The organism is Streptomyces sp. T028, assembly GCF_048159505.1.
Taxonomy (GTDB): domain Bacteria; phylum Actinomycetota; class Actinomycetes; order Streptomycetales; family Streptomycetaceae; genus Streptomyces.
Map to the genome: position 1 here is coordinate 49751 of NZ_JBLRVZ010000014.1, position 21551 is coordinate 71301.

General features: G+C 69.1%; 9 protein-coding genes. 8 read left to right on the forward strand and 1 reads right to left on the reverse strand.

The window, feature by feature from the left end:
* Positions 1-452: 452 nt before the first annotated feature.
* The 7 genes from ACLZN2_RS15540 to ACLZN2_RS15570 all read left to right on the forward strand — a co-directional run bounded on the left by ACLZN2_RS15540 (position 453) and on the right by ACLZN2_RS15570 (position 9468).
* The gene (locus ACLZN2_RS15540; RefSeq protein WP_416979037.1) at positions 453-1568 is read left to right on the forward strand and encodes a DegT/DnrJ/EryC1/StrS family aminotransferase; all 1116 of its coding nucleotides are present in this window, start codon (positions 453-455) and stop codon (positions 1566-1568) included.
* Positions 1569-1612: 44 nt separating this feature from the next.
* Complete coding sequence (locus tag ACLZN2_RS15545; RefSeq protein ID WP_416979099.1) at positions 1613-2590, forward strand: Gfo/Idh/MocA family protein; 978 nt, start codon at positions 1613-1615, stop codon at positions 2588-2590.
* Entirely contained in the window at positions 2580-4160 is a 1581-nt protein-coding gene (locus ACLZN2_RS15550; RefSeq protein WP_416979038.1) for a glycosyltransferase family 4 protein, read from the forward strand. Before ACLZN2_RS15545 ends, ACLZN2_RS15550 begins: the two co-directional genes overlap by 11 nt.
* The gene (locus ACLZN2_RS15555) at positions 4157-5803 is read left to right on the forward strand and encodes a glycosyltransferase family 2 protein (RefSeq protein WP_416979039.1); all 1647 of its coding nucleotides are present in this window, start codon (positions 4157-4159) and stop codon (positions 5801-5803) included. Before ACLZN2_RS15550 ends, ACLZN2_RS15555 begins: the two co-directional genes overlap by 4 nt.
* Before the next feature lie 9 nt (positions 5804-5812).
* Complete coding sequence (locus tag ACLZN2_RS15560) at positions 5813-7096, forward strand: nucleotide sugar dehydrogenase (RefSeq protein ID WP_416979040.1); 1284 nt, start codon at positions 5813-5815, stop codon at positions 7094-7096.
* A 183-nt stretch (positions 7097-7279) separates the two neighbouring features.
* Complete coding sequence (locus ACLZN2_RS15565; RefSeq protein WP_416979041.1) at positions 7280-8839, forward strand: hypothetical protein; 1560 nt, start codon at positions 7280-7282, stop codon at positions 8837-8839.
* The gene (locus ACLZN2_RS15570) at positions 8836-9468 is read left to right on the forward strand and encodes an acyltransferase (protein WP_416979042.1); all 633 of its coding nucleotides are present in this window, start codon (positions 8836-8838) and stop codon (positions 9466-9468) included. The genes ACLZN2_RS15565 and ACLZN2_RS15570 overlap by 4 nt, the downstream gene beginning before the upstream one ends.
* 149 nt (positions 9469-9617) lie before the next feature.
* On the opposite strand, the gene ACLZN2_RS15575 is transcribed toward ACLZN2_RS15570, so the two are convergent.
* Positions 9618-14054, reverse strand: a complete 4437-nt coding sequence (locus tag ACLZN2_RS15575) for an FG-GAP-like repeat-containing protein (protein ID WP_416979043.1) — start codon at positions 14052-14054, stop codon at positions 9618-9620.
* Positions 14055-14342: 288 nt separating this feature from the next.
* On the opposite strand from ACLZN2_RS15575, the gene ACLZN2_RS15580 reads away from it, so the two are divergent.
* Positions 14343-21536 (forward strand): polymorphic toxin-type HINT domain-containing protein, encoded by a 7194-nt coding sequence (locus ACLZN2_RS15580; RefSeq protein WP_416979044.1) that lies wholly within the window; start codon positions 14343-14345, stop codon positions 21534-21536.
* The last annotated feature ends 15 nt before the right edge of the window (positions 21537-21551 follow it).

Consider the following 21551-nt stretch of genomic DNA (forward strand, 5'->3'; position numbering starts at 1 on the left):
CGCGGGCGTCCGGTGCGAACCGGGCGCCCGCGCCGTCGTCCGGGCGACCCGGCCCCGGCCTCGGACCTCGCCCGCTCACCTCGCGTCGCACTGTGTCTACCGCAGAGTTACGCTGTGTCTTGCTTGTGATCGAGTGCACCCAGGGTGGTGGTTTCTCTGTGGTAACGCCCGGGAAAATTGCCGTCCGCGTGCTGGTAACGTGCAGTCTGGTCCCGGTGGCCAAAGACATGCACACCGTGACCACAGCCGATGAGCACATCCGGTCGTCAGGCCGGGCACGGCTGAATCCCGCAAGGAACCCTCGGGGGGCGGGCTCCTGTGTACAAGCCGTCCATCCGCCCACAGGCGGCCATGGACAACCAGGGATGCGGCCGTGCTGAGCATCGACATGGCCCTTCCCGACCGCATGACGTGGTGCGCCTGCAGAGGTCGCCGTAGAGGAGGGGATGTCGATGACCGACGCCCATGAGTTCATACCGGCCGCCAGACCCGTGATCGACGAGGACGAGATCGAGGCCGCGGTGCGTGTTCTGCGCAGTGGCCGGGTCGTCCAGGGTCCCGAGGTGGCCGCCTTCGAGGAGGAGTTCTCGGAGCTGGTCGACGGGCGTCACTGCGTCGCGGTCAACTCCGGCACCTCCGCCCTCCACCTGTCGCTGATGGCCCTCGGCCTCGGCCCGGGCGACGAGGTGATCGTGCCGTCGTTCTCCTTCGCGGCCTCCGCCAACGCGGTACGGCTGGTCGGCGCCGACGTGGTCTTCGCCGACATCGACGCCGACACCTTCTGTCTGGACCCCGCCGCGGTCGAGGCGGCCATCACACCGCGCACCGCCGCGATCATGCCGGTCCACCTGTACGGCCACCCCGCCGCCATGGACAAGATCATGGCGATCGCCGAGCAGCACGGTCTCGCCGTCGTCGAGGACGCCTGCCAGGCCCACGCGGCCGCCCTGAACGGCACCCCGGTCGGCGCCTTCGGTGCCGCCGGCACCTTCAGCTTCTACCCGACGAAGAACATGCACAGCCTCGAGGGCGGCATGATCTCCACCGGTGACGCCGAGGTCGCCCGCACCCTGCGCCTGCTGCGCAACCAGGGCATGGAGCAGCGCTACGCCAACGAGATCGTCGGCGCCAACGTGCGGATGACGGACGTCTCCGCCGCGATCGGCCGTGTCCAGCGCGGCAAGCTCGGCGGCTGGACCGAGCAGCGCATCGCCAACGCCGCGTACCTCACCGAGCACATCACCGCGCCGAACGTGGTCACGCCGAAGGTCGCCGAGGGCGCCCGGCACATCTACCACCAGTACACCGTGCGCATCCAGGGCGACCGCGAGGCCGCCATGGCGAAGCTGGCCGAGGCCGGTATCGGCAACGCCGTCTACTACCCGACCCCCATCCACCGGCTGAAGCCGTACTGGGAGCCGGATCAGAAGGCGGGCCGTACCTGGGACCTGCCCGAGACGGAGCGCGCCGCCGCCGAGGTCGTGTCGCTGCCCGTCCACCCCTCGCTGTCCGCGAGCGACCTCGAGCGGATCGCCGCCGCCGTGAACACGCTGGGGGAGCAGCTGTGAGCACCGGGAAGCCGCTGCGCGCGGGACTCGTCGGCCTCGGTTCCATGGGGCGTCACCACGCCCGTGTCCTGTCCGGTCTGGAGGGCGTCGACCTGGTCGGCGTCGTCGACCCGATGGGCGACAAGTTCGGCGCCGCCCAGGGCGCGCCGATCCTGAACACGGTCGAGGAGCTCATCGCCCTCGGCGTCGACTACGCGGTCGTGGCCTGCCCCACCCACCTGCACGAGCAGGTCGGTCTGGCGCTCGCCGAGGCCGGGGTGTGCGCGCTCATCGAGAAGCCCGTCGCGGAGACCGTGGACGGCGCCCGCCGCCTCGTCGAGGCGTTCGAGTCGCGCTCTCTGGTCGCCGGTGTCGGCCACATCGAGCGCTGCAACCCGGCGCTGCGCTCGCTGCGCGCCCGCCTGGAGGCCGGTGAACTCGGTGACGTCTACCAGGTCGTGACCCGCCGCCAGGGCCCGTTCCCGCACCGCATCGCGGACGTCGGCGTGGTCAAGGACCTCGCCACCCACGACATCGACCTGACCGGCTGGGTGACCGGGCGCGAGTACGTGTCCATCGCCGCGCACACCGTCTCCAAGAGCGGCCGAGTCCACGAGGACATGGTCTCCGCGGTGGGCCGCCTCGACGACGGCACCATGGTGAACCACCTGGTGAACTGGCTGAGCCCGCTCAAGGAGCGCTTCACCTCGGTGACCGGTGAGCGCGGCTGCTTCATCGCCGACACCCTCACCGCCGACCTGACCTTCCACTCCAACGCCGCCGTCACCACCGAGTGGGAGGCTCTCCAGGCCTTCCGCGGGGTGTCCGAGGGCGACATGATCCGGTACGCCATCCCCAAGCGCGAGCCGCTGCTCGTCGAGCACGAGCTGTTCCGGGACGCGGTGCTCGGCAAGGAAGCCGACATCTGCACCCTGCGCCAGGGAATGCGCACTGTTCAGGTGGCGGCCGCCGTGCTGGAGTCGGCTACACAGAACCGCAGCGTTTCCCTTCAGGTGGAGGACCTGGCAACTCATGGCAGCTGAGAACACGTCGGCGCAGCCGGCGGTGCGTGGACGCATCGTCATGCTCGTCGACAACGGGGTGAACGGCGACTCGCGCGTGCAGAAGGAAGCACGCTCGGCCGCCGAGGCCGGGTGGGACGTGATCCTGCTCGGCAAGGGCAGGGGGAAGAGCGAGACGACCTGGGAGATCGGCAAGGCGCAGGTGCGTCTGCTGCCGGTGCCCAGTCCGATGCAGCGTCGCCGTCATGAGTACCGCCGGGCCGTGCTGCGCTCGCCGCTGGCGTACAAGCCGGGGCCGCTGGCCGCGTACCGCCGGCAGAAGATCAAGGCCTGGCGCGCCGATCTCAACATCCGGCTGATCCTCGCCCAGCAGGAGGGCTCGTTCCTCACCAGGCTGCGCCTGGTGCTGCCGCGGCTGGCGTCCCGGTTCGTGCAGAACTGGGTGAACCTGCGGGCGCGCAAGACCGCCGCGCTGGAGAAGCGCCGCAAGGACATGGACTCGCCGCTGGACCGTTTCACCACCGCGTTCTGGCACAGGACCATGGGCACCCGCAGCTGGCGTCGGCTCGACCCGAACCTGTGGGACCTGGAGCTGGCGTACGGCAAGGTCATCGACGAGCTCGACCCGGACCTGATCCACGCCAACGACTTCCGCATGCTGGGCGTCGGCGCCCGTGCCACCCTGCGCGGGCGGGCCCGCGGCCGCAAGGTCAAGCTGGTGTGGGACGCGCACGAGTTCCTGCCCGGCATCAAGCCGTGGAACTCGCACCCGCGCTGGCACAAGGCGCAGTGCGCGCACGAGCTGGAGTACTCGCGGCACGCCGACGCCGTCACCACGGTGTCCGACACGCTCGCCGGGATGCTCCAGGAGCGGCACAGCCTCAAGGAACGCCCGTCCGTGGTGCTCAACGCGCCCGACGCGGAGATCTCCCCGGAGCAGGCCGCCGAGCCGGTCCCGGACCTGCGCGAGCTGTGCGGGATCGGTCCGGACGTGCCGCTGACCGTGTACAGCGGTGCCGCCGCCCCGCAGCGCGGCCTCGACATCATGGTCGAGTCGCTGCCGCAGCTGGCCGAGGTGCACACGGCCTTCGTCGTGCTCAACACCGAGTCCGAGTACATGCGGACCCTGCGCGAGCGCGCCGAGGAACTGGGCGTCTCCGACCGGCTGCACATCCTGCCGTACGTGCCGCACTACCAGGTGGTGCGCTTCCTCGCGACGGCGGACCTCGGGGTCATCCCGATCCACCACTGGCCGAACCACGAGATCGCGCTGATCACCAAGTTCTTCGAGTACTCGCACGCCCGGCTGCCGCTGATCGTCAGCGATGTGAAGACGATGGGCGAGATGGTCCAGCGCACCGGCCAGGGCGAGGTCTTCAAGGCCGAGGACGTCGAGGACTACGTGCGGTCCGTGAAGTCGGTGCTCGGTGACGCCGACCGTTACCGGGCCGTGTACGACAAGGACGGCCTGCTCGACGAGTGGACCTGGGAGGCCCAGGCCGAGCTGCTCGACAAGGTCTACACCCGGCTGGTTCCCGGCAGCGCCGTCCGCCCGGCGGCCGCGCGCAGAACGGTGGAGGCCGACGCATGAGCGGGACACCGGACGTCAGCGTCGTCGTCGCGGTGTACAACACGATGCCCTACCTGACGGAGTGTCTTAACTCCCTGATCGGGCAGAGCATCGGCCGAGAGCGCCTGGAGATCGTCGCCGTCGACGACGGCTCCACGGACGACAGCGGCCGCGAGCTGGACCGGTTCGCGGCGCTGTACCCGGACACCGTGAAGGTGATCCACCAGCCGAACTCCGGCGGCCCGGCCGCGCCCAGCAACCGTGCGCTTGACGTGGCCACCGGCCGTTACGTTTACTTCATCGGCTCCGACGACTTCCTCGGCGAGGAGGCGCTGGAGCGCATGGTGAAGTGCGCCGACGCCCACGACTCCGACGTCGTCGTCGGCAAGATGGTCGGCACCAACGGCCGGTATGTGCACCAGGCGCTGTACAAGGAGAACGTCGCGGACGTCAGCCTGTACGACTCGGCGCTGCCGTTCACCCTGGCCAACACCAAGCTGTTCCGGCGGGACATGGTGGAGAAGTACCACCTGCGTTTCCCCGAGCACCTGCCCGTGGGCAGTGACCAGCCGTTCACCATCGAGGCGTGCGTGCGCGCCCGGAAGATCTCGGTGGTGGCCGACTACACCTGCTACTACGCGGTCAAGCGCGGTGACGCCAGCAACATCACCTACCGCGCGGACCATCTGGCGCGGCTGCGGGCGGCGGCCGAGATCATGGACTTCACGGCCGGGCTGATCGACGCGGGCCCGGGCCGGGACGCCGTCCTGCGCCGGCACTTCACCTGGGAGCTGGCCAAGCTCGTTCAGGACGACTTCCCGTCCCTGGACCGGGAGTTGCAGCGGCAGCTCTGCACGGGCATCGGCCGGCTCGCGGACGCCTACCTCACCGACGGTGTCCGCGACGCCATGGACGTCAAGCGCCGGGTGCGGATCGCGCTGGCGCAGGCCGTCGCCATCGACGAGCTGGCCGAGGCGATCTCCTCGGAGAAGGAGCACGGGGCGCCCCCGTTCGTCGTGGAGGGCGAGCGCGCCTACGCCCGCTACCCCGGCTTCCGCGACCCCCGTATCGGGGTGTCCGACCGGGTCTACGAGCTGGTCGGGGAGGCCGTCCCCGGCCGCCTCGCCAAGGGCACCGTCCTGCTGTCCTCCGCGTGGGAGCAGGAGGGCGAGAAGCTCGCCTACACGGCGTCCGTACGGGTGCCGGTCCTCGGGGACGTCGACAGTGCCGCCCTGCGGCTGGTGAAGGGCGCGATGCCCAAGTCGGCGGACAAGCCGGGCGCGCGCCGGCTGAAGCCCGAGCGCGAACTCGCGCCCGTGGTGGGCGAGATGAGGGTGGAGCCGGCCGAGAACGGCACCGCCGCCACCGTGCTGCACGCCCGAGTCCCGCTGGAGCCGGTCACCGGCAAGTGGGGCGTGCGCGTCTACGTCGACGTGGCCGGTTCCACGTACGAGATCCCCGTGCGCGGCAAGGGTCTGCCCATGCCGCTGGCCCGCAAGTGGGGCCGGGACGACGACCCGTACCGGGCGTCGGCCCTGGTCAACCCCAAGGGACGCGTGGTGGTCGACACGGCCCAGATGTACCCCCCGAAGAGGACTGTGGTCCGGCGGGCGCTGGGGGGCCTTGTCCGGAAACTGAAGTCCCGTTCCAAAAGGAAGAAGTAGCGACCCTCCATGAACATCTGTGTAGTAGCGCTCGGCAAGATCGGGCTCCCGCTGGCGGTGCAGTTCGCCTCCAAGGGCCACCGGGTCATCGGCGCGGACGTGAACGAGAAGGTCGTCGAGCTGGTCAACGCCGGTGTTGAGCCGTTCCCCGGTGAGCACGACCTGGACGTCAAGCTGAAGCAGGCTGTCGACGCCGGTCTGCTGAGCGCGACCACGGACACCGCGTCCGCGGTCGCCGAGTCCGAGGCCGTCGTCGTGGTCGTCCCGCTGTTCGTGGACGCCGAGGGCACCCCGGACTTCGGCTGGATGGACGCGGCGACCAAGGCGATCGCGCAGGGCCTGAGGCCCGGCACGCTGGTCTCGTACGAGACGACCCTCCCGGTCGGCACCACCCGCACCCGCTGGGCGCCGATGCTCGCCGAGGGCTCGGGCCTGACCGCGGGCGAGGACTTCCACCTCGTCTTCTCCCCGGAGCGCGTCCTCACCGGCCGGGTCTTCGCCGACCTGCGCCGCTACCCCAAGCTGGTCGGCGGCATCGACGAGGCGTCGACGGCCCGCGGTGTGGAGTTCTACGAGCAGGTCCTCGACTTCGACGAGCGCGCCGACCTGCCGCAGGCCAACGGCGTGTGGGACCTGGGCACCGCCGAGGCCTCCGAGCTGGCGAAGCTGGCCGAGACGACCTACCGGGACGTCAACATCGGCCTGGCGAACCAGTTCGCGCGCTTCGCGGACCAGAACGGCATCGACGTCAAGAAGGTCATCGAGGCCTGCAACTCGCAGCCGTACAGCCACATCCACCAGCCGGGCATCGCGGTCGGCGGCCACTGCATCCCGATCTATCCGCGGATGTACCTGTGGAACGACCCGTCCGCGACCGTCGTGCGCTCCGCCCGTGAGGCGAACGCGGCGATGCCGGAGTACGCGGTGGACCTGCTGGCCGCCGCCTACGGCGACCTGACCGGCGTGAACGTCCTCGTCCTGGGCGCCGCCTACCGCGGTGGCGTCAAGGAGACGGCGTTCTCGGGCGTCTTCCCGACCGTCGAGGCCCTCAAGGCGCGCGGCGCGGTCCCGTACGTCTCGGACCCGATGTACACCGCGGAGGAGCTGACCGCGCACGGCCTCACCCCGCACCAGGGCGAGAAGGTCACCGCGGCGATCCTCCAGGCCGACCACGCCGAGTACCGCACCCTGACCCCGGCCGACCTGCCGGACGTCACGGTCCTCGTCGACGGGCGTCGTACGACGGACCCGGAGGCTTGGAAGGGCGTGCGCCGGGTGGTGATCGGCGGCTGACACAGCCGACCGTCGTAGGATGCGGCCCCGGCCACTCGGCCGGGGCCGCGCCCGTCGTGCCCCCTCCGGGCCACGGACGTCCAGGTTTGCCCGGTGGGGACAGCCGCCGTCCTCAGGTGCCACTCGTCGTTGATCGGCGCTGGACCTCGCGTCCTGTGCGCGGACTGGAGCTACGCTGTGCCGGTGTACCGGATTCCCGCTGAGCGGTTCGTCACCCCTACCCGTTGGCTGAGTTCCCGCCTGGCCGGAGCGGGGGTCCCGAGCGCGGGAGCGCGCCTGCTGAACGTCCTGGCCAAGCACGCGGGTGAGGCCAGGCTGAAGGCCGACCTGCTGGCCGAGGCCGCAGACCTGGAGCTGTCCCACGGCCTCACCCCACGCCGTCTGAAGGCGGCCTACGCGGCCGAGCTCTCCTGCGCCGACGCGCTGTACAAGGAGGGGCAACGGGTGAACGCGGCAGGGCTGGCGGCGAAGGCGCTGCTGCTCGCCTTCCACCGGGTCCCGCACGTCGACGGGCTGACCTCGCCGCTGGCCGAGGATCCCGAGGGCTTCACGGCCCCGATCCACCGCAGCCGTGTCATGCGCGCGATAACCAAGCCGCGCGGCCGCAAGGAGCCCGCCGCGCCGGCGCCGCAGGACCGCCCCCTCAGGCTTCTCGTCGTCCATCGGGCCAACGCCAATTTCCTCCCGCTCATCACCGAGCGGTACGAGCAGCACGCCGACGTCGAGGTACGTGTCCTGGACCTGGCCGCCGACCCGGAGCTCGCACCCCTGGCCAAGGGCCTGCGGCGCATGATGGGGCACCGTGTCGGGGGCCAGGCGCCTTTCGGGCGTGCGGCGGAGAAAGCGCTGCGCCCCCACTTCGACTGGGCCGACACGGTCTTCGTCGACTGGTGCGCGGCCGGGGCGGCGTTCCTGACCCAGGTCGATCCGGGCACCACCCGTGTGATCGTGCGGCTGCACAGCTACGAGGCCTTCACCTACTGGCCGCACGTCGTGGACTTCTCCCGGGTCGACGACCTGATATTCGTCGCCGACCACCTGCGTGATCTGGTGACGGCCGCCGTGCCGCGGCTGTCGGCCGACGGAGCCCCGGGGCTGCACGTGATCCACAACGCGATGAACCTCTCCGCGTACCGGCGCCCCAAGCGGCCCGAGGCCCGGTTCACCCTCGCTCTGGTGGGGATCGGCCAGGTCGCCAAGGATCCCCGATGGGCGATCGAGGTCCTGCGGCTCCTGCGCGCGCAGGACGACCGTTACCGGCTGCTGCTGGTCGGTGGCGACCTGAACCCCGAGGCCGGCCCCGCCGCACGGGCCTACCACGACCGGCTGGAGCGGGACCTCGCGCGGTTCGAGCCCTCGGGCGCGGTCCGCCGCGTCGGCCAGACCGGTGATGTGGCCGCCGTGCTCGAGGAGGTCGGGGTGATCCTCAGTTCCTCGGTGCGGGAGAGCTTCCACTGCGGGTTCGTCGAGGGTGCCGCCAGCGGCGCCGTTCCCGTCGCCCGTGACTGGCCGTTCTTCGCGGGCCGGGAGCACAGTGCCCGCACCCTCTTCCCGGAGGAGTGGGTGGCCGGCACGCCCGAGGAAGCGGCGCGGCGGATACTCGCCTGCACGGCGACCGAGGAGGCCTGGGTCAAGGCGGGCCAGGCGGCCGCCGAACACGCACTCTCCGCCTGGGACTGGACCGTCGTACGCGACGATTTCGACCGGCTGCTGCTCGGCGGCCACAGGAAGGTTCAACCGTGAGCTACACCATCAAGCCCACCGCCCAGGTCGACGAGAGCGCCGAACTGGGCGACGGGACCACCGTGTGGGAACTCGCCCAGGTCCGTGAGAAGGCGCGCCTCGGTACGGGCTGCGTCATCGGCCGCGGCGCCTATGTCGGCACGGGTGTGCGCATCGGTGACAACGTCAAGCTGCAGAACTACGCCCTGGTGTACGAGCCCGCCGAACTCGGCGACGGCGTCTTCGTCGGCCCCGCTGTCGTGCTCACCAACGATCAGTATCCGCGCTCCGTCGACCCCGAGGGCAAGCTCAAGCGGGGCGGCGACTGGGAGGCGGTGGGCGTCAAGGTCGCCGAGGGTGCCTCGCTCGGTGCCCGTTCGGTCTGTGTCGCCCCGGTCCGCGTCGGCCGCTGGGCGCTGGTCGCGGCGGGCGCCGTCGTCACCAAGGACGTGCCCGACTTCGCGCTGGTGGCCGGTGTTCCCGCCCGCCGGATCGGGTGGGTGGGCCGGGCCGGAGTACGGCTGGTCGAGCGCGAGGGCGAGGCGGGGGTGTGGGAGTGCCCGCAGACCGGGACCCGCTACGGGGAGCGCACCGCCGACGGCGCGACCGAACTGGTGGAACTGCCCGCGGCCCAGACCCCGGCAGGCTGATCTCCGACCCCGCTCGGATGGGCCCGGCTCGAACGCTCGAGCCGGGCCCTGGTCGTGAACGCCGGCACCGACCGCTTCGCCGCGGGCACACGGCCGCACGCTGGTCCGCCGAGGCCGTGCGGCGCAGGCCTCGGCGGACGGGAATCGGGCTACCAGCTGGTGCCGATCTGTTGGCGGGTGCTGAAGCTGGTGGCGGTGCGGGGGTAGAGCCACAGGATGCCGGTGGCGTCCTCACGGGCGATGACGTCGGGGTTGCCGTCGCTGTTGAAGTCGCCGATACCGGCGATGGTGTACGGGTTCCAGCCGGTGCCGATCTGACTGCGGCTGCCGAAACCGTTGCTGCCGTTGCCTGGGTAGAGCCACAGGATGCCGGTGGCGTCCTCGCGGGCGATGACGTCGGGGTAGGTGTCACCGTTGAGGTCGGCTACGCCGCCGAGGGTGTAGTTGGTCCAGCCGGTGCCGATCTGCACGGCTGATCCCAGGCCGGTGCCGGTGCCGGTTCCGGGGAACAGGCGCAGGGTGCCGTCGGGGTGGCGGCCGATGATGTCGGGTTTGCCGTCGCGGTTGAAGTCGGCTACGCCTGCGAAGGCGTAGCCGTTCCAGCCGCTGGCGAAGTTGGTGACGGGAGTGAGCAGGTCGTGCCCGACGTCGCCGGGGAACAGGCGCAGGGTGCCACCGGGTGCCATGGCGACGATGTCGGAGTAGCCGTCCGTGTTGAAGTCGCCGATCCCGGCGAAGGTGTATCCGGAGAAGCCGGAGCCGATGTACACGAACGAGGTCGACCAGCCACCGCTGCCGTTGCCGGGGTAGAGCCACAGGCTGCCGGTGGCGTCGGCGGCGACCACGTCCACCTTGCCGTCACCGTTGTAGTCGGCGACGTCGGTGAAGGCGTACGGGGCCTTGGGGATGACGATGTTGGCCATGATCGCGACCTCGTTCCTGGTGAGAGCCGCTCCGTTCCAGACCTGTACGTCAGCGAGGTTGCCGCGGAAGAAGGCGGCGCGGACGTCGTTGGCCAGGTCGTTGCCCAGGGTGAAGTTTCCGGTGAAGCCGGAGATCGCGGTGTGGGAGCCGCGGGCCACTGGCCGATCGTCCACGTACAGCGTCATGGCCTTGGTGGCCGGGTCGTAGGTGATGGTCAGGTGGGTCCACTGGCCGATGATGGCGGTGCCGCCGGCGATGCAGTCGTAGGCGCGGGTGGCGTCGGAGGTGGCGAGGCAGAACGCCCATTCCTTGTTGGACTGGGTGTAGAGCAGGAAGCCGGAGTTGTGGACACCGTCCTGGGAGGCGATGACGCCACCGACGGCGGCGGGTTTGACCCAGGTGGACAGGGTGAAGGGGCTCGACAGCGACAGTGCCGCGCTGGAGGTCATCGAGCTGGTGGCGGTGCCGTCCAGCGCGAGGTTGGAGGGGAAGGAGACGTTGTCGTCGGTGTCCCAGGTGGCCGCGGTGCCGCCGGTGAGGTTCAGGCCGGCGGAGGTGTCGGTGGCGGTGGCCGCGCTGCCCTCGGTGCCGTCGTTGAGCGGCCAGGTGTGGCTGGGGGCGATGAGGGTCTGGGCGGCCTGGGCGGTCAGGGTGTTGGCCGTCGCGTCGAAGATCCGTGTGGTGCTGGTTCCGTCGGCGGAGACGGTGCGCAGGTCAGGGGTGCCGTTGCTGTCGAGGTCGGCAGCCTGGAGGACGGGCAGAGCCGCGGAGCTGTAGCCGCTGCTCGCGAGCTGCACCGGAGTGACCGTGCTGCCGTAGGCGAGGTCCTGGAGCTGTTGCGGGGTGTAGTAGTAGAGCGCTCCGGTGCTGGTGTTGCGGGCGAAGAGCGCGGGCAGTCCGTCGATGAGACTGGAGGCGATGCTCCAGCCGGTCCAGTCACCGGAGCCGGTGGGGTTGGTGCCGGTCAGTGGCAGCGCGTTGTCGACGCCGGCGAAGTATCCCGGGGTGGGGGCACCTGGCTGGTCCCACAGTTGCCCGCCTACGATCACGAGCAGGTCGGGGTATCCGGTGACGGGCTCGCCGTTGAGGGTGTTGTAGAGGCCGCCCCCGCTCGCGACACTGGTGGCTCTGTTGCCGTTGCCGTCGGTGAAGGCGGTGCCGTTGACGTTGACCTGATCGCCGCTGAAGGGGCGCAGCAGGGAGCCGTCACCACTGCCGAACAGCACCGCGCCGCGGCCGGTCGCGGGATCGTAGTCCAGGATGTCGTTGAAGCCGGCGCCGGTGTTGAAGTGTCCGGTGATGGCCTGGGTGCCGTTCCAGTCGGTCGGTGAACCCGCGGAATTGACACCGGTGCCGGCAGCCCCGAGGTTGGTGGCGCTGGTGGTGAGCTGTCCGTCGGTCGTGCCGTGGGCCAGCCACAGCCCGCTGGCCAGGCCCGCCTGGGCGCCCACGGCGGTGAGGTCGGGCAGGCCGTCGCCGGTCAGGTCGCCGTCGGCGGCGGTGGCAGCGGGCGCGGCGATGAGGATGCAGTTCACGGTGTCGCCGATGTTGCCGCCGGACGAGACCGCGGTGACGGTCAGCACGTTCGTCCCCCGGGTGGGGGTGACGCTGATGGAGGTACTGGCCCCGGCGCTGGCCACGGAGACGGGGGTGGCGCCGTTGAGCTGGTAGAGGTAGCTGGCGGTGGTGCCGCCTGAGGCGTTGGGTGCGAGGGTGAAGCCGGCAGCGTTGCCGACCTGGTAGGTGGTGGTGCTGGCGTCGTCGCCGCAGTCGTTCGAGGAGGCGTCGGTGATGACCGGGGCGCCGGGCCTGCTGGGGTCGAACTTGAATTTGCACGTGGACGAGGCTGCCGAGGAATAGGTGCCGTCGGAGGAGGTCACGTTCCACGACACGCCAAGGACTGAGCCGCCGGCTGCGGCCTCCAACACCGTTTTCTTCAGCGTGTAGGTGGCGTTCTTCCCGGAGGCGGCGGAAACGGTGGGTTTGGCGATTTGTGTGCCGTCGGACGTCTTGGTGACGTTGAAGGTGTTGGAGAGAGTGCCGCCGTCGGGGTCGGAGACCTTTGCGTAGAGCGTGATGTCGCCGTCACCGGTGGTCTTGATGGTGCTGGTGCAGGTGGTGGCCGGTGAGGTGATCAACGTCGAGGGCTTGTTCGGCTTGTGGTCGTACGTGGTGGACATGGAGATGGTGGCGTGGTCGAACTTCTTCCACCCGTACTTGTCGAGTTCGTCGTCGGCCCGCAGCCCCAGGGTGACGTTACTCAGGTCCCCGGCGTCGGCGATGTCCTGCATGTGGGAGGTGACGTCGAAGCCGAGCGACTTCGCCGGGCAGGAAGGGGAGTAGCCGTAGGCCACGGTCTTCGTGCCCCACTGGGACTTCCAGGCGGGCTGGTCGTTCCAGGTGGTGCCGGAGTCGATCGAGCCGGTCTGCCAGAGCTCCACCGCCGTCGCGGTACACGAAGGCGCGTAGGTCTCGGTGGCGTAGAAGTTCGAGTCGATGATCGTCGCGCCGAAGATCCGGCTGTCCACCGAGAGCTTCGCGAACGCCCGCGACTTGTGGTACGGGGTCTCCCAGCCCTGGTAGCCCACGTGCAGCCCGGTGGCGCTGGTGTCCTTCCAGTAGCTGACGTCCGGGTAGGCGGAGTTGACCCAGGTCCAGCTGGTGAGCGTGCCGCCTGCGGCGCTGTAGGTCGGGTCGATGTAGACCGGGTAGACGGTGGAGGAGGCGGACAGCAGATCCTGGTCCGGGGTCAGGCGGATGTGGCCGGAGGTGTAGGACGCTGCGACCGGCGCGATGTGCGCTCCCGCGCCGGGCTCGTTGGCGGAGGAGGCTACCGGCTCGCCGGTGTCGGAGGCGGTTCGCTCGTCTGCGGCGGAGAGCGCCTTCTTGCCGGCGGAGAGTGCGCTTGGGGCGGCTGTCTCCGCAGTGGCGGAGTCCCACATCAGCGGCGCCGGGGCGGAGAAGACGGTGCGCTCGGCGTCGTCCGTGGCCGTGATGTTGCCCGCCTTGTCGATGGCCAGCGCCACGTTCTTCGTCTCGGCGGGGAAGGCCAGAGTGTCCAGGGCCGGGTCGGCGGCCGCGTCGGCGCTCTTGACGACGAGGACTTCGGAGAAGCCGCCTTGGGTATCTGCGGTGACTTTCAGGTCTACCCCGTCCAGGACGTCGGGGTAGGTGGCGCTGGAGCCGTCCAGGGTCGGGGCCGGCAGTGCGCCGATCGAGGCCGGCACGGTCAGGGACAGTGAACGGCCGTGGTCCTTCATCACCGCCAGCGGCCCGTTCCCGCCCCCTGACAGGGTCAGATCCGCGGTGCTCAGGGCCGGGGTGACGGTGCCGTCGTCGTGCCGGACCAGGGTGGCGTCCAGCGTCTTCCAGTCGCCGGATTCGTACTTGCGCACCGGGGCGACCGACTGGGTCAAGGTGAACGTGCCGTCCGGGTTGGCCACTTCCGACTCCGTCGACGTGGTCGCCGCCGCCACGGCCACTGCCTTGCCCGTGGCCTGCGCCTGGGCCGAGGCCCGCGCCTCGTCCAGTGGCAGTTGCGGTGACGCAGTCTCAGAGGCCGTATCGGCATGGGCGGTTGTCGCCGCGCCGGAGAGGGACAGCGTGCTGAGTGCGACTGCCAGTGCCGCACTCAGCATCCTGCTGCGCAGGGTCGGTCTCACCTTTGGATACCCCCAGGTCAGGTCGGACAGGACCGGTCATGTCGATCGGTGCTCCAGTGGACCGGCTTTTCGCTGTCTGTGGCAGACGTGATTGATGCGCGGATGACCGTACATGTCCGAGTCGAGAGCGAAGTTTTGTGAATTCTTGGTGTCCGGATGTGAACAGTTGTCGGAATTGGTCACTGTCCCGGGGCTCGCATCTTCTGCGATAGTCGCCCGCGCAGCTGCGGCTTGATCAAGCCGCGGTGCCGTTGTGCCTGCATGCGGGGCGAGTTGGGGGGATCGATCATGGCCAGGACAGAGTGGCTGAGACGGACTGCGCGTCAGATCGGCGCGCGGGAACGGATCGTCGGTGCTGTGGTGGCGCTGACTCTGGCCGTGCCTACCGCGGTCCCGGCGGCCGCTGCGACCAAGGACCGTGCTGGTGCCCCGGCAGTGCAGCAGACCCGGTCGGTCAAGGGGGTCACGACCCTCACCCCCCGTAATCTGACGGTCAAGGACCAGACCAAGAAGGTCTTCCGTGCGGCGAAAGCCCACTGGCCGACCGCCGCGACCGGTACGGTCACGCTGGCCGCCCCGAAGACGGGTACGAAGCAAGGAGCCAAGGCGGCGGCAGCCGGTACGCCGGTGTGGGCCCGCTCGGTGGGCTCGGCCAAGAACTCGTACCAGGGACCGAACAAGGTCTCGGTACGCGTGCTGCCGCACCAGGACGCCACCAAGCTCGGCGTGTCCGGCGTCGTTCTCGCTGTGCAGCCCGCGACAGGTGGCCGGGGCAAGGTGCAACTGGGCCTGGACTACAGCGCCTTCGCGGGAGCCTACGGCGGTAATTACGCCGACCGCCTCCATCTGGTCAGGCTTCCCGCCTGTGCACTGACCACGCCGAAGCGAGCCGCCTGCCGCACCCAGACCCCTCTGGCCACTGAGCAGGACCGTTCGGCGCAGGAGTTGGCCACCACCCTGACACTTCAGGGCTCCCAGCCCCAGACATCCCCGTCCCAGGCTTCAGCGTCCGGCCGTACAACCGCCGTGCCCGCCTCGTACACCGCGTCTTCTGTCACCGGCGCCGAGACGATGGTGCTGGCGGCGACCGCAGACAGCACCACGGAAGGCGGGGGAGCCGGCAGCTACGACGCGACCGCCCTGGCACCCTCCGGCTCCTGGACGGGCGGCAGCTCGTCGGGCTCGTTCACCTACAGCTACCCCATCGCGCCGGCGAGTTCGTCGGGGTCGCTCAACCCCTCGGTGGGCCTGGCCTACGACTCGGGTTCGGTGGACGGACAGACCTCCTCCACCCAGGCTCAGGCCTCCTGGGTGGGCGACGGCTGGGCCACACCCGACTCATACGTTGAGCAGAGTTTCACCTCCTGCTCGGACAACCCGGGGGGCAGCGCCTCACCGGTGTCCAGCGACGACAAGTGCTACGACGGGCCGGTCCTGACCCTGTCGCTGAACGGCTCGTCCACCTCCCTGGTGAAGGACGGCAGCACCGGGACGTGGAAGCCGGCCGACGACAACGGCTCGACCGTCAAGCACGTCACAGACTCGAACAACGGATCCGGTACCTACAACACGGACTACTGGATCGTCACCCAGCGGGACGGCACCCAGTACTACTTCGGCCGCAACCAACTGCCCGGCTGGTCCTCCGGCAAGGCAACCACCAAGTCGGTGGACACCGTCCCGGTGTACTCCGCGCACTCCGGCGACCCCTGCTACAAGTCGTCCGGGTTCAGCGACTCGGTGTGCACCATGGCGTACAAGTGGCACCTCGACTACGTCGTGGACCCGCACGCCAACGCCATGGCGTATTACTACACCCAGGACACCAACTACTACGGCGAGGAAAACGGCGCCCGCAACGTCTCCTACGTCCGGGACTCGTACCTCGCCAGGATCGACTACGGCTTCCGCGACACCGGCGCGTACGGCACCGTCCCCGACCAGATCGTCTTCACCACCGCCTCCCGCTGTGTCCTGGACTCCTGCGACGTGCTCTTGCCGGGCAACGCCTCCAGCCAGTACCCGGACGTGCCCTATGACCTGGTCTGCGTCTCGGGGGCGATCTGCCCCGCCCACACGCCGTCGTTCTTCTCCACCGTCCGCCTGGCCTCGATCAAGGTGCAGCAGTACAACGTGGCGGCCGCCAAGTACCAGGCGGTCGACACGTACACCCTGCACCAGACGGAGCCGGCCACCGGGGACGGCACCTCGCCCACGCTCTGGCTGGCCTCCATCACCCACGAGGGCGACGACACCACGGCCGGTGGCTCCGCCTCGCCGATCACGCTGCCGGACGTGAAGTTCGCCGGCGTGGACCTGAAGAACCGGGTCGACACCTCCAACTTCCCCGGCCTGTACCGCTACCGCATCTCCGGCATCACCAACGAGATGGGCGGGCTGACCTCCGTCACCTACGACACACCGGACGCCTGCACCGCCACCTACGTGGCCTCGGCCGACCCCAAGACCAACACCAAATCCTGCTACCCGGTGTCCTGGACGCCCAAGGACTACCTCAACCCGATCACCGACTGGTTCGAGAAGTACGCCGTCACCCAGGTCCTGGAGACAGACAGCACCGGCGGCGCGGTGGTCAAGCAGACGAACTACAGCTACAACGGCGGCGCTGCCTGGCACCACGACGACAACGAGGTAGTCAAGGCCAAATACCGCACCTGGGGCCAGTTCCGCGGCTACGCCAGCGTGGAGACGCGCACCGGCGACGGAGCGAACGACCCCCAGACCAAGGCAGTCACCTCGTACTACCGCGGCATGGACGACGACTGGCTCTCCTCCTCCAGCCGCCGCTCGGTGAACGTCACCGACTCCCAGGGCGGGGTGCACACCGACAGCGACCAGCTGGCGGGCAACGCGCTGGAGACCACCGCCTACACCGGGGTCGGCGGCAGCGTGGACAACTCCACCGTGACCTCCTACTGGGTCTCCGCCGCGACCGCCACCCGCAGCCGCTCGGGCATGCCGGATCTGACCGCCCACGCCACCGACGTCGCCGAGACCTGGACCCGCCAGGCCGTCACCGGCGACGGCACCACCACCTGGCGCGTCACGGAGACCGACAACACCTACGAGGCGACCCGCACGGACGACAACTTCGGGCTGCTGACCCACAGCTACACCCACACGGTGCCGGCCGACGCCAAGTACGACCAGTGCACCTCGATCACGTACGCCCCGGCCAACACGACCGCGAACCTGGTCGGACTGGAAGCGTCCAAGGAGACCGACTCGGTCGCCTGCGCCGGCTTCACCCAGAACAGCCCGGCCACCGTGCCGAAAACCCTCAACAGCCTCACCGCACCCACCAGCGTCTCCCGCCCGGACCAGGTCGTCTCCGCGACCAGGACCTACTACGACGACATCAGCTTCGCCACCGCCTTCCCGCAGACGGCCGCGCCCACCAAGGGCGAGATCACCATGACCCGGCACGCCGCGGACTACAGCGGCGGCGCGTTCACCTGGCAGACCCAGACGCGGGCCACCTACGACACCTACGGCCGCCCCAAGGACGGCTACGACGCGGGCGGCAACAAGACCACCACGAACTACACCGTGGACAGCGTCGGCCTGACCACCGGCACGTCGATCACCAACGCCAAGAACCAGAGCATCAGCACCACCATCGATCCCACCCGCGGCCTCACCCTGACCTCCACCGACGCCAACGGGATCACCGACACCGTCCACTACGACGCGCTCGGCCGTACCACCGAGGTGTGGCAGCACAACCGGGCCACCACCGCCCCCGCCGACACCAAGTACACCTACACGGTCTCCCAGACCGGCCAGTCCGGCACCACCACCCAGGCACTGAACGACTCCCTGGGCTACGTCACTTCCTACACCCTCGTCGACTCCCTCGGCCGTACCCGACAGAGTCAGGCACCGACCCCGCAGGGCGGTCGGCTGATCACCGAGTCGTTCTACGACTCGCACGGCTGGGTCTGGAAGAAGAACAACGCCTACTGGGACTCCACCACCCTCCCCGCCCTGGCAGTGGCCTCGGTGCAGGACTCCCAGGTTCCCAACCAGGACCGCTACACCTTCGACGGCCTGGGCCGCGTGGCCATCGACGACTCTGAGCAGTACTCGGTGCTCAAGCAGCGCACCACCACGGTCTACAGCGGTGACGCCACCACCGTCATCCCCCCGGACGGCGGCACGGTCAAGACCACGCGCACCGACCCTCTGGGGCGCACGACCGAAGTCGACTCCTACAGTGCCCGACCGACCCTGGCCACCCCGCTCAACACCTTCACCGGCCGGTTCTCCGTCACCGGCGGCACCTACAACGCGATCACCTACGGCTACGACGGGCACGGCAAGCAGAACACGGTCACTTCCAAAGGCAGCACGTGGACCACCGTCCAGAACCTGTTGGGCCAGGTGACGTCCAAGACCGATCCGGACGCCGGCACGACCAGCATGGTCTACGACGCCGCAGGCAACCTCACCCAGACCACCGACTCCCGCGGCAAGAGCGTCTCCTACACCTACGACGTTCTGAACCGCAAGACGGGCCAGTACGCCTCCACGGTCGCCACACAGACCCCGGGCGCGAGCGGCAACCAGATGGCGGCCTGGACCTTCGACAACGACAACGCCGTCTCCGGCGTCACCAACCCCATTGGCCGGACCACCACGGCCACTTCGTACAACGCCGGCAACACGTACACCACCCAGCAACTGGGCTTCAACGCCTTCGGTGAATCCCTCGGCCAGTCCGTCACCATCCCGGCCGTACACGGCGCGCTGGGCGGCAAGACGTACACCTTCCGCCACACCTACAGCGCCGACACCGGTCTCCTGTACTCCGACAACTACCCCCTCGGCGGCGGCCTTCCCAACGAGATCATCGGCCACACCTACGCCACCGCTCTGGACCTGCCCAACGGACTGGGCAGCACCTCTTACGGCTACGCCCAGAACACCACCTACAGCGCCTACGGACAGGTGCTGCAGGAGACCCTGGGCATGAGCACCAACCTGGCCTACCTCACCAACACCCACGACCCCCACACCGGAGCGCTGACCGACCAGCTGGTGACCCGCTCCACCACCCCGGCCAAGGTCGACGAGCAGAACTACACCTACGACCCCGCCGGCAACACGACCAAGCAGGTCACCACGCGCCTGGGCGCCACAGCGGCGCCCGAGACCCAGTGTTACGAGTACGACGCACTCGACCGCCTCACCCAGGCCTGGACCGCCACCGACGACTGCAACGCCACCCCCACCACGGACTCCCACGCCCAGGTCGGCGACCCGCTCGCCGGCGGCACCGCGTACTGGACCAGCTGGGACTTCGACGCCCTCGGACAGCGCCAGCACCAGGTCGACCACTCCACCACCGGCGGCAGCGACACCACCACCAGCTACGCCTACGACTACGACGGCAACGGCACCGTCCAGCCCCACGCTCTGTCCTCCACCCAGGCCAGCGGCGCAAGCAGCGCAACGACCAGCTACACCTACGACAAAGCGGGCAACACCACCGGCCGTACCACCATCGCGTCGGGCAATCAGACCCTGAACTGGAACGAGGCCGGACAGCTCACCCAGGTCGGCGGTGGCAAGACGGGCACCACCAGCTACATCTACGACGCCGACGGCAACGTCCTGCTCCAGACCGACCCGTCCAGCACCACCCTTTACCTGCCTGGCGAGCAGCTCACCCTCACCGGCAGCACCACCACCGGCGTGCGCTATCTGCCCCTGCCCGGCGGCGGCACCGTGGTCCGCACCGGCACCGGCACCAACTACAAGTTCGAGATCAGCGACCCTCACGGCACCAGCGGCCTCTACCTCGACAACACCGCCCAGACCCCGACCTGGCGCCAGTTCACCCCCTACGGCGGCACCCGCGGCACCACCGTCAGCTGGCTCGACAACCGAGGCTTCCTCAACGCCCCCGACAACGCCAACACCGGCCTCACCCAACTCGGCGCCCGGCAGTACGACCCCACCCTCGGCCGCTTCGTCAGCCTCGACCCGATCTTCGCAGCCACCGACGACCAACAACTCGCCGGTTACGCCTACGCCCGCAGCAACCCGATCACCAACAGCGACCCGTCCGGACTGTGTGCAGGCCCCGACTGCCCGACGCGCAATTGCCCGTCCTGCATCAACCACACCCCAGGCGACGAGGCCGGCGCCAAGAAGGCGATGGATGACTACCCCGGCTCGGGCAGTACCCCCACCAATACCGGTGGGAGCAGCAAGTCCGGCACCCACCAAAGCGGAGGTGACAGCCACAACGGGAGCGGAGGCAACAGCCACCCGAGCGGATTCGGCGGCTTCCTCTCCGGACTCGTCGACCAGACCACGGACATGGTCACCGGCTATGTCAACCAAGCTCTCGGCAGCCTGGCTACGGCAGGCGACTGCATTCTCGGAGACGGCTGGCAGAGTTGTGCGGCACTGACCGTTCCAGGCGTCATCATCACGCAGGGCATCCCTGCCATCGAGGGCATGTGGGACACCGGCGTCAGCATCTACACCGAGTACAAGCAGGGCGACGGCGCCCACGCCAGCGGCCGCGTCAGTGCCTTCGTGGCGGTGGCTCTGCTCACACGTGGGCGGGGATCAGCGGCCGAGGCAGAAGAGGCAGGTGCGGTAGCGCGGGCCGGGAAGTGCAGCTTCACGGCTACTACACCCGTCCTGCTGGCTGACGGAACATCCAAGGCCATCGGGAAGATCAAGCCTGGTGACAAGGTCGAGGCCGCAGACCCCGAGACCGGAAAGCACCAGGGGGCCCGCACAGTCACTGCCCAATTCGTCAACCACGACGAAGACCTGATCGACCTGACCATCCGGGATGGCAAGGGCCACAAGTCCGTCCTGCACACCACGTCCAAGCACCCCTTCTGGGACGACACCACCCATACGTGGGTGGCTGCAGCCAAGCTGACACCGGGCCATGCGCTCAACACCGCAACCGACGGCCACGCCTACGTGGCTGCCATTCGCGTCGCGCCTGGTGCAGCGAGCATGTACAACCTCACCGTTGAGCAGCTCCACACGTACTATGTACTCGCTGCCGATAAGCCCGTGCTGGTACACAATGCGTGCCCCCGGGTTTTTGCAGTTGATTCATCGGGCGAGGCGACGATACTTCCAGTGCATGAACTCGACTCAAGTCTGTATCCCGGAGTGGCGGCAAACTTCGACAAGGCGATCGCTGGTGGCGCGAGTCCCATAGTTACGCGAATGACGGGAAAGAATAGGATCAGGAAGAATCGGAACGCTGCGCAGCGAGGGCTTCCTCGGCCGGGAACCTTCGGGCCGGGGCTGTCGTGGGAAGAGTTCCCATTCGCTTCTACATATGAAGGTGGAACCGGTGCGACGACGAGTCTGATACCGCGCGCGGAGAATACTACCCACGGTCGGGCTTCGCTCTGGCAAGGCTTCCTCCAGCCTTTGGGAGTGCAGGACGGTGACAAGTATTATGTGCGTAGGCGATGACGGATGGGAGTGCAA

Excerpts from the sequence above, each read along its gene's own strand:
- ACLZN2_RS15540 (WP_416979037.1), top strand. The coding sequence starts at position 453 with ATGACCGACGCCCATGAGTTCATACCGGCCGCCAGACCCGTGATCGAC.
- ACLZN2_RS15545 (WP_416979099.1), top strand. The coding sequence starts at position 1,613 with ATGGGGCGTCACCACGCCCGTGTCCTGTCCGGTCTGGAGGGCGTCGAC.
- ACLZN2_RS15550 (WP_416979038.1), top strand. The coding sequence starts at position 2,580 with ATGGCAGCTGAGAACACGTCGGCGCAGCCGGCGGTGCGTGGACGCATC.
- ACLZN2_RS15555 (WP_416979039.1), top strand. The coding sequence starts at position 4,157 with ATGAGCGGGACACCGGACGTCAGCGTCGTCGTCGCGGTGTACAACACG.
- ACLZN2_RS15560 (WP_416979040.1), top strand. The coding sequence starts at position 5,813 with ATGAACATCTGTGTAGTAGCGCTCGGCAAGATCGGGCTCCCGCTGGCG.
- ACLZN2_RS15580 (WP_416979044.1), top strand. The coding sequence starts at position 14,343 with ATGGCCAGGACAGAGTGGCTGAGACGGACTGCGCGTCAGATCGGCGCG.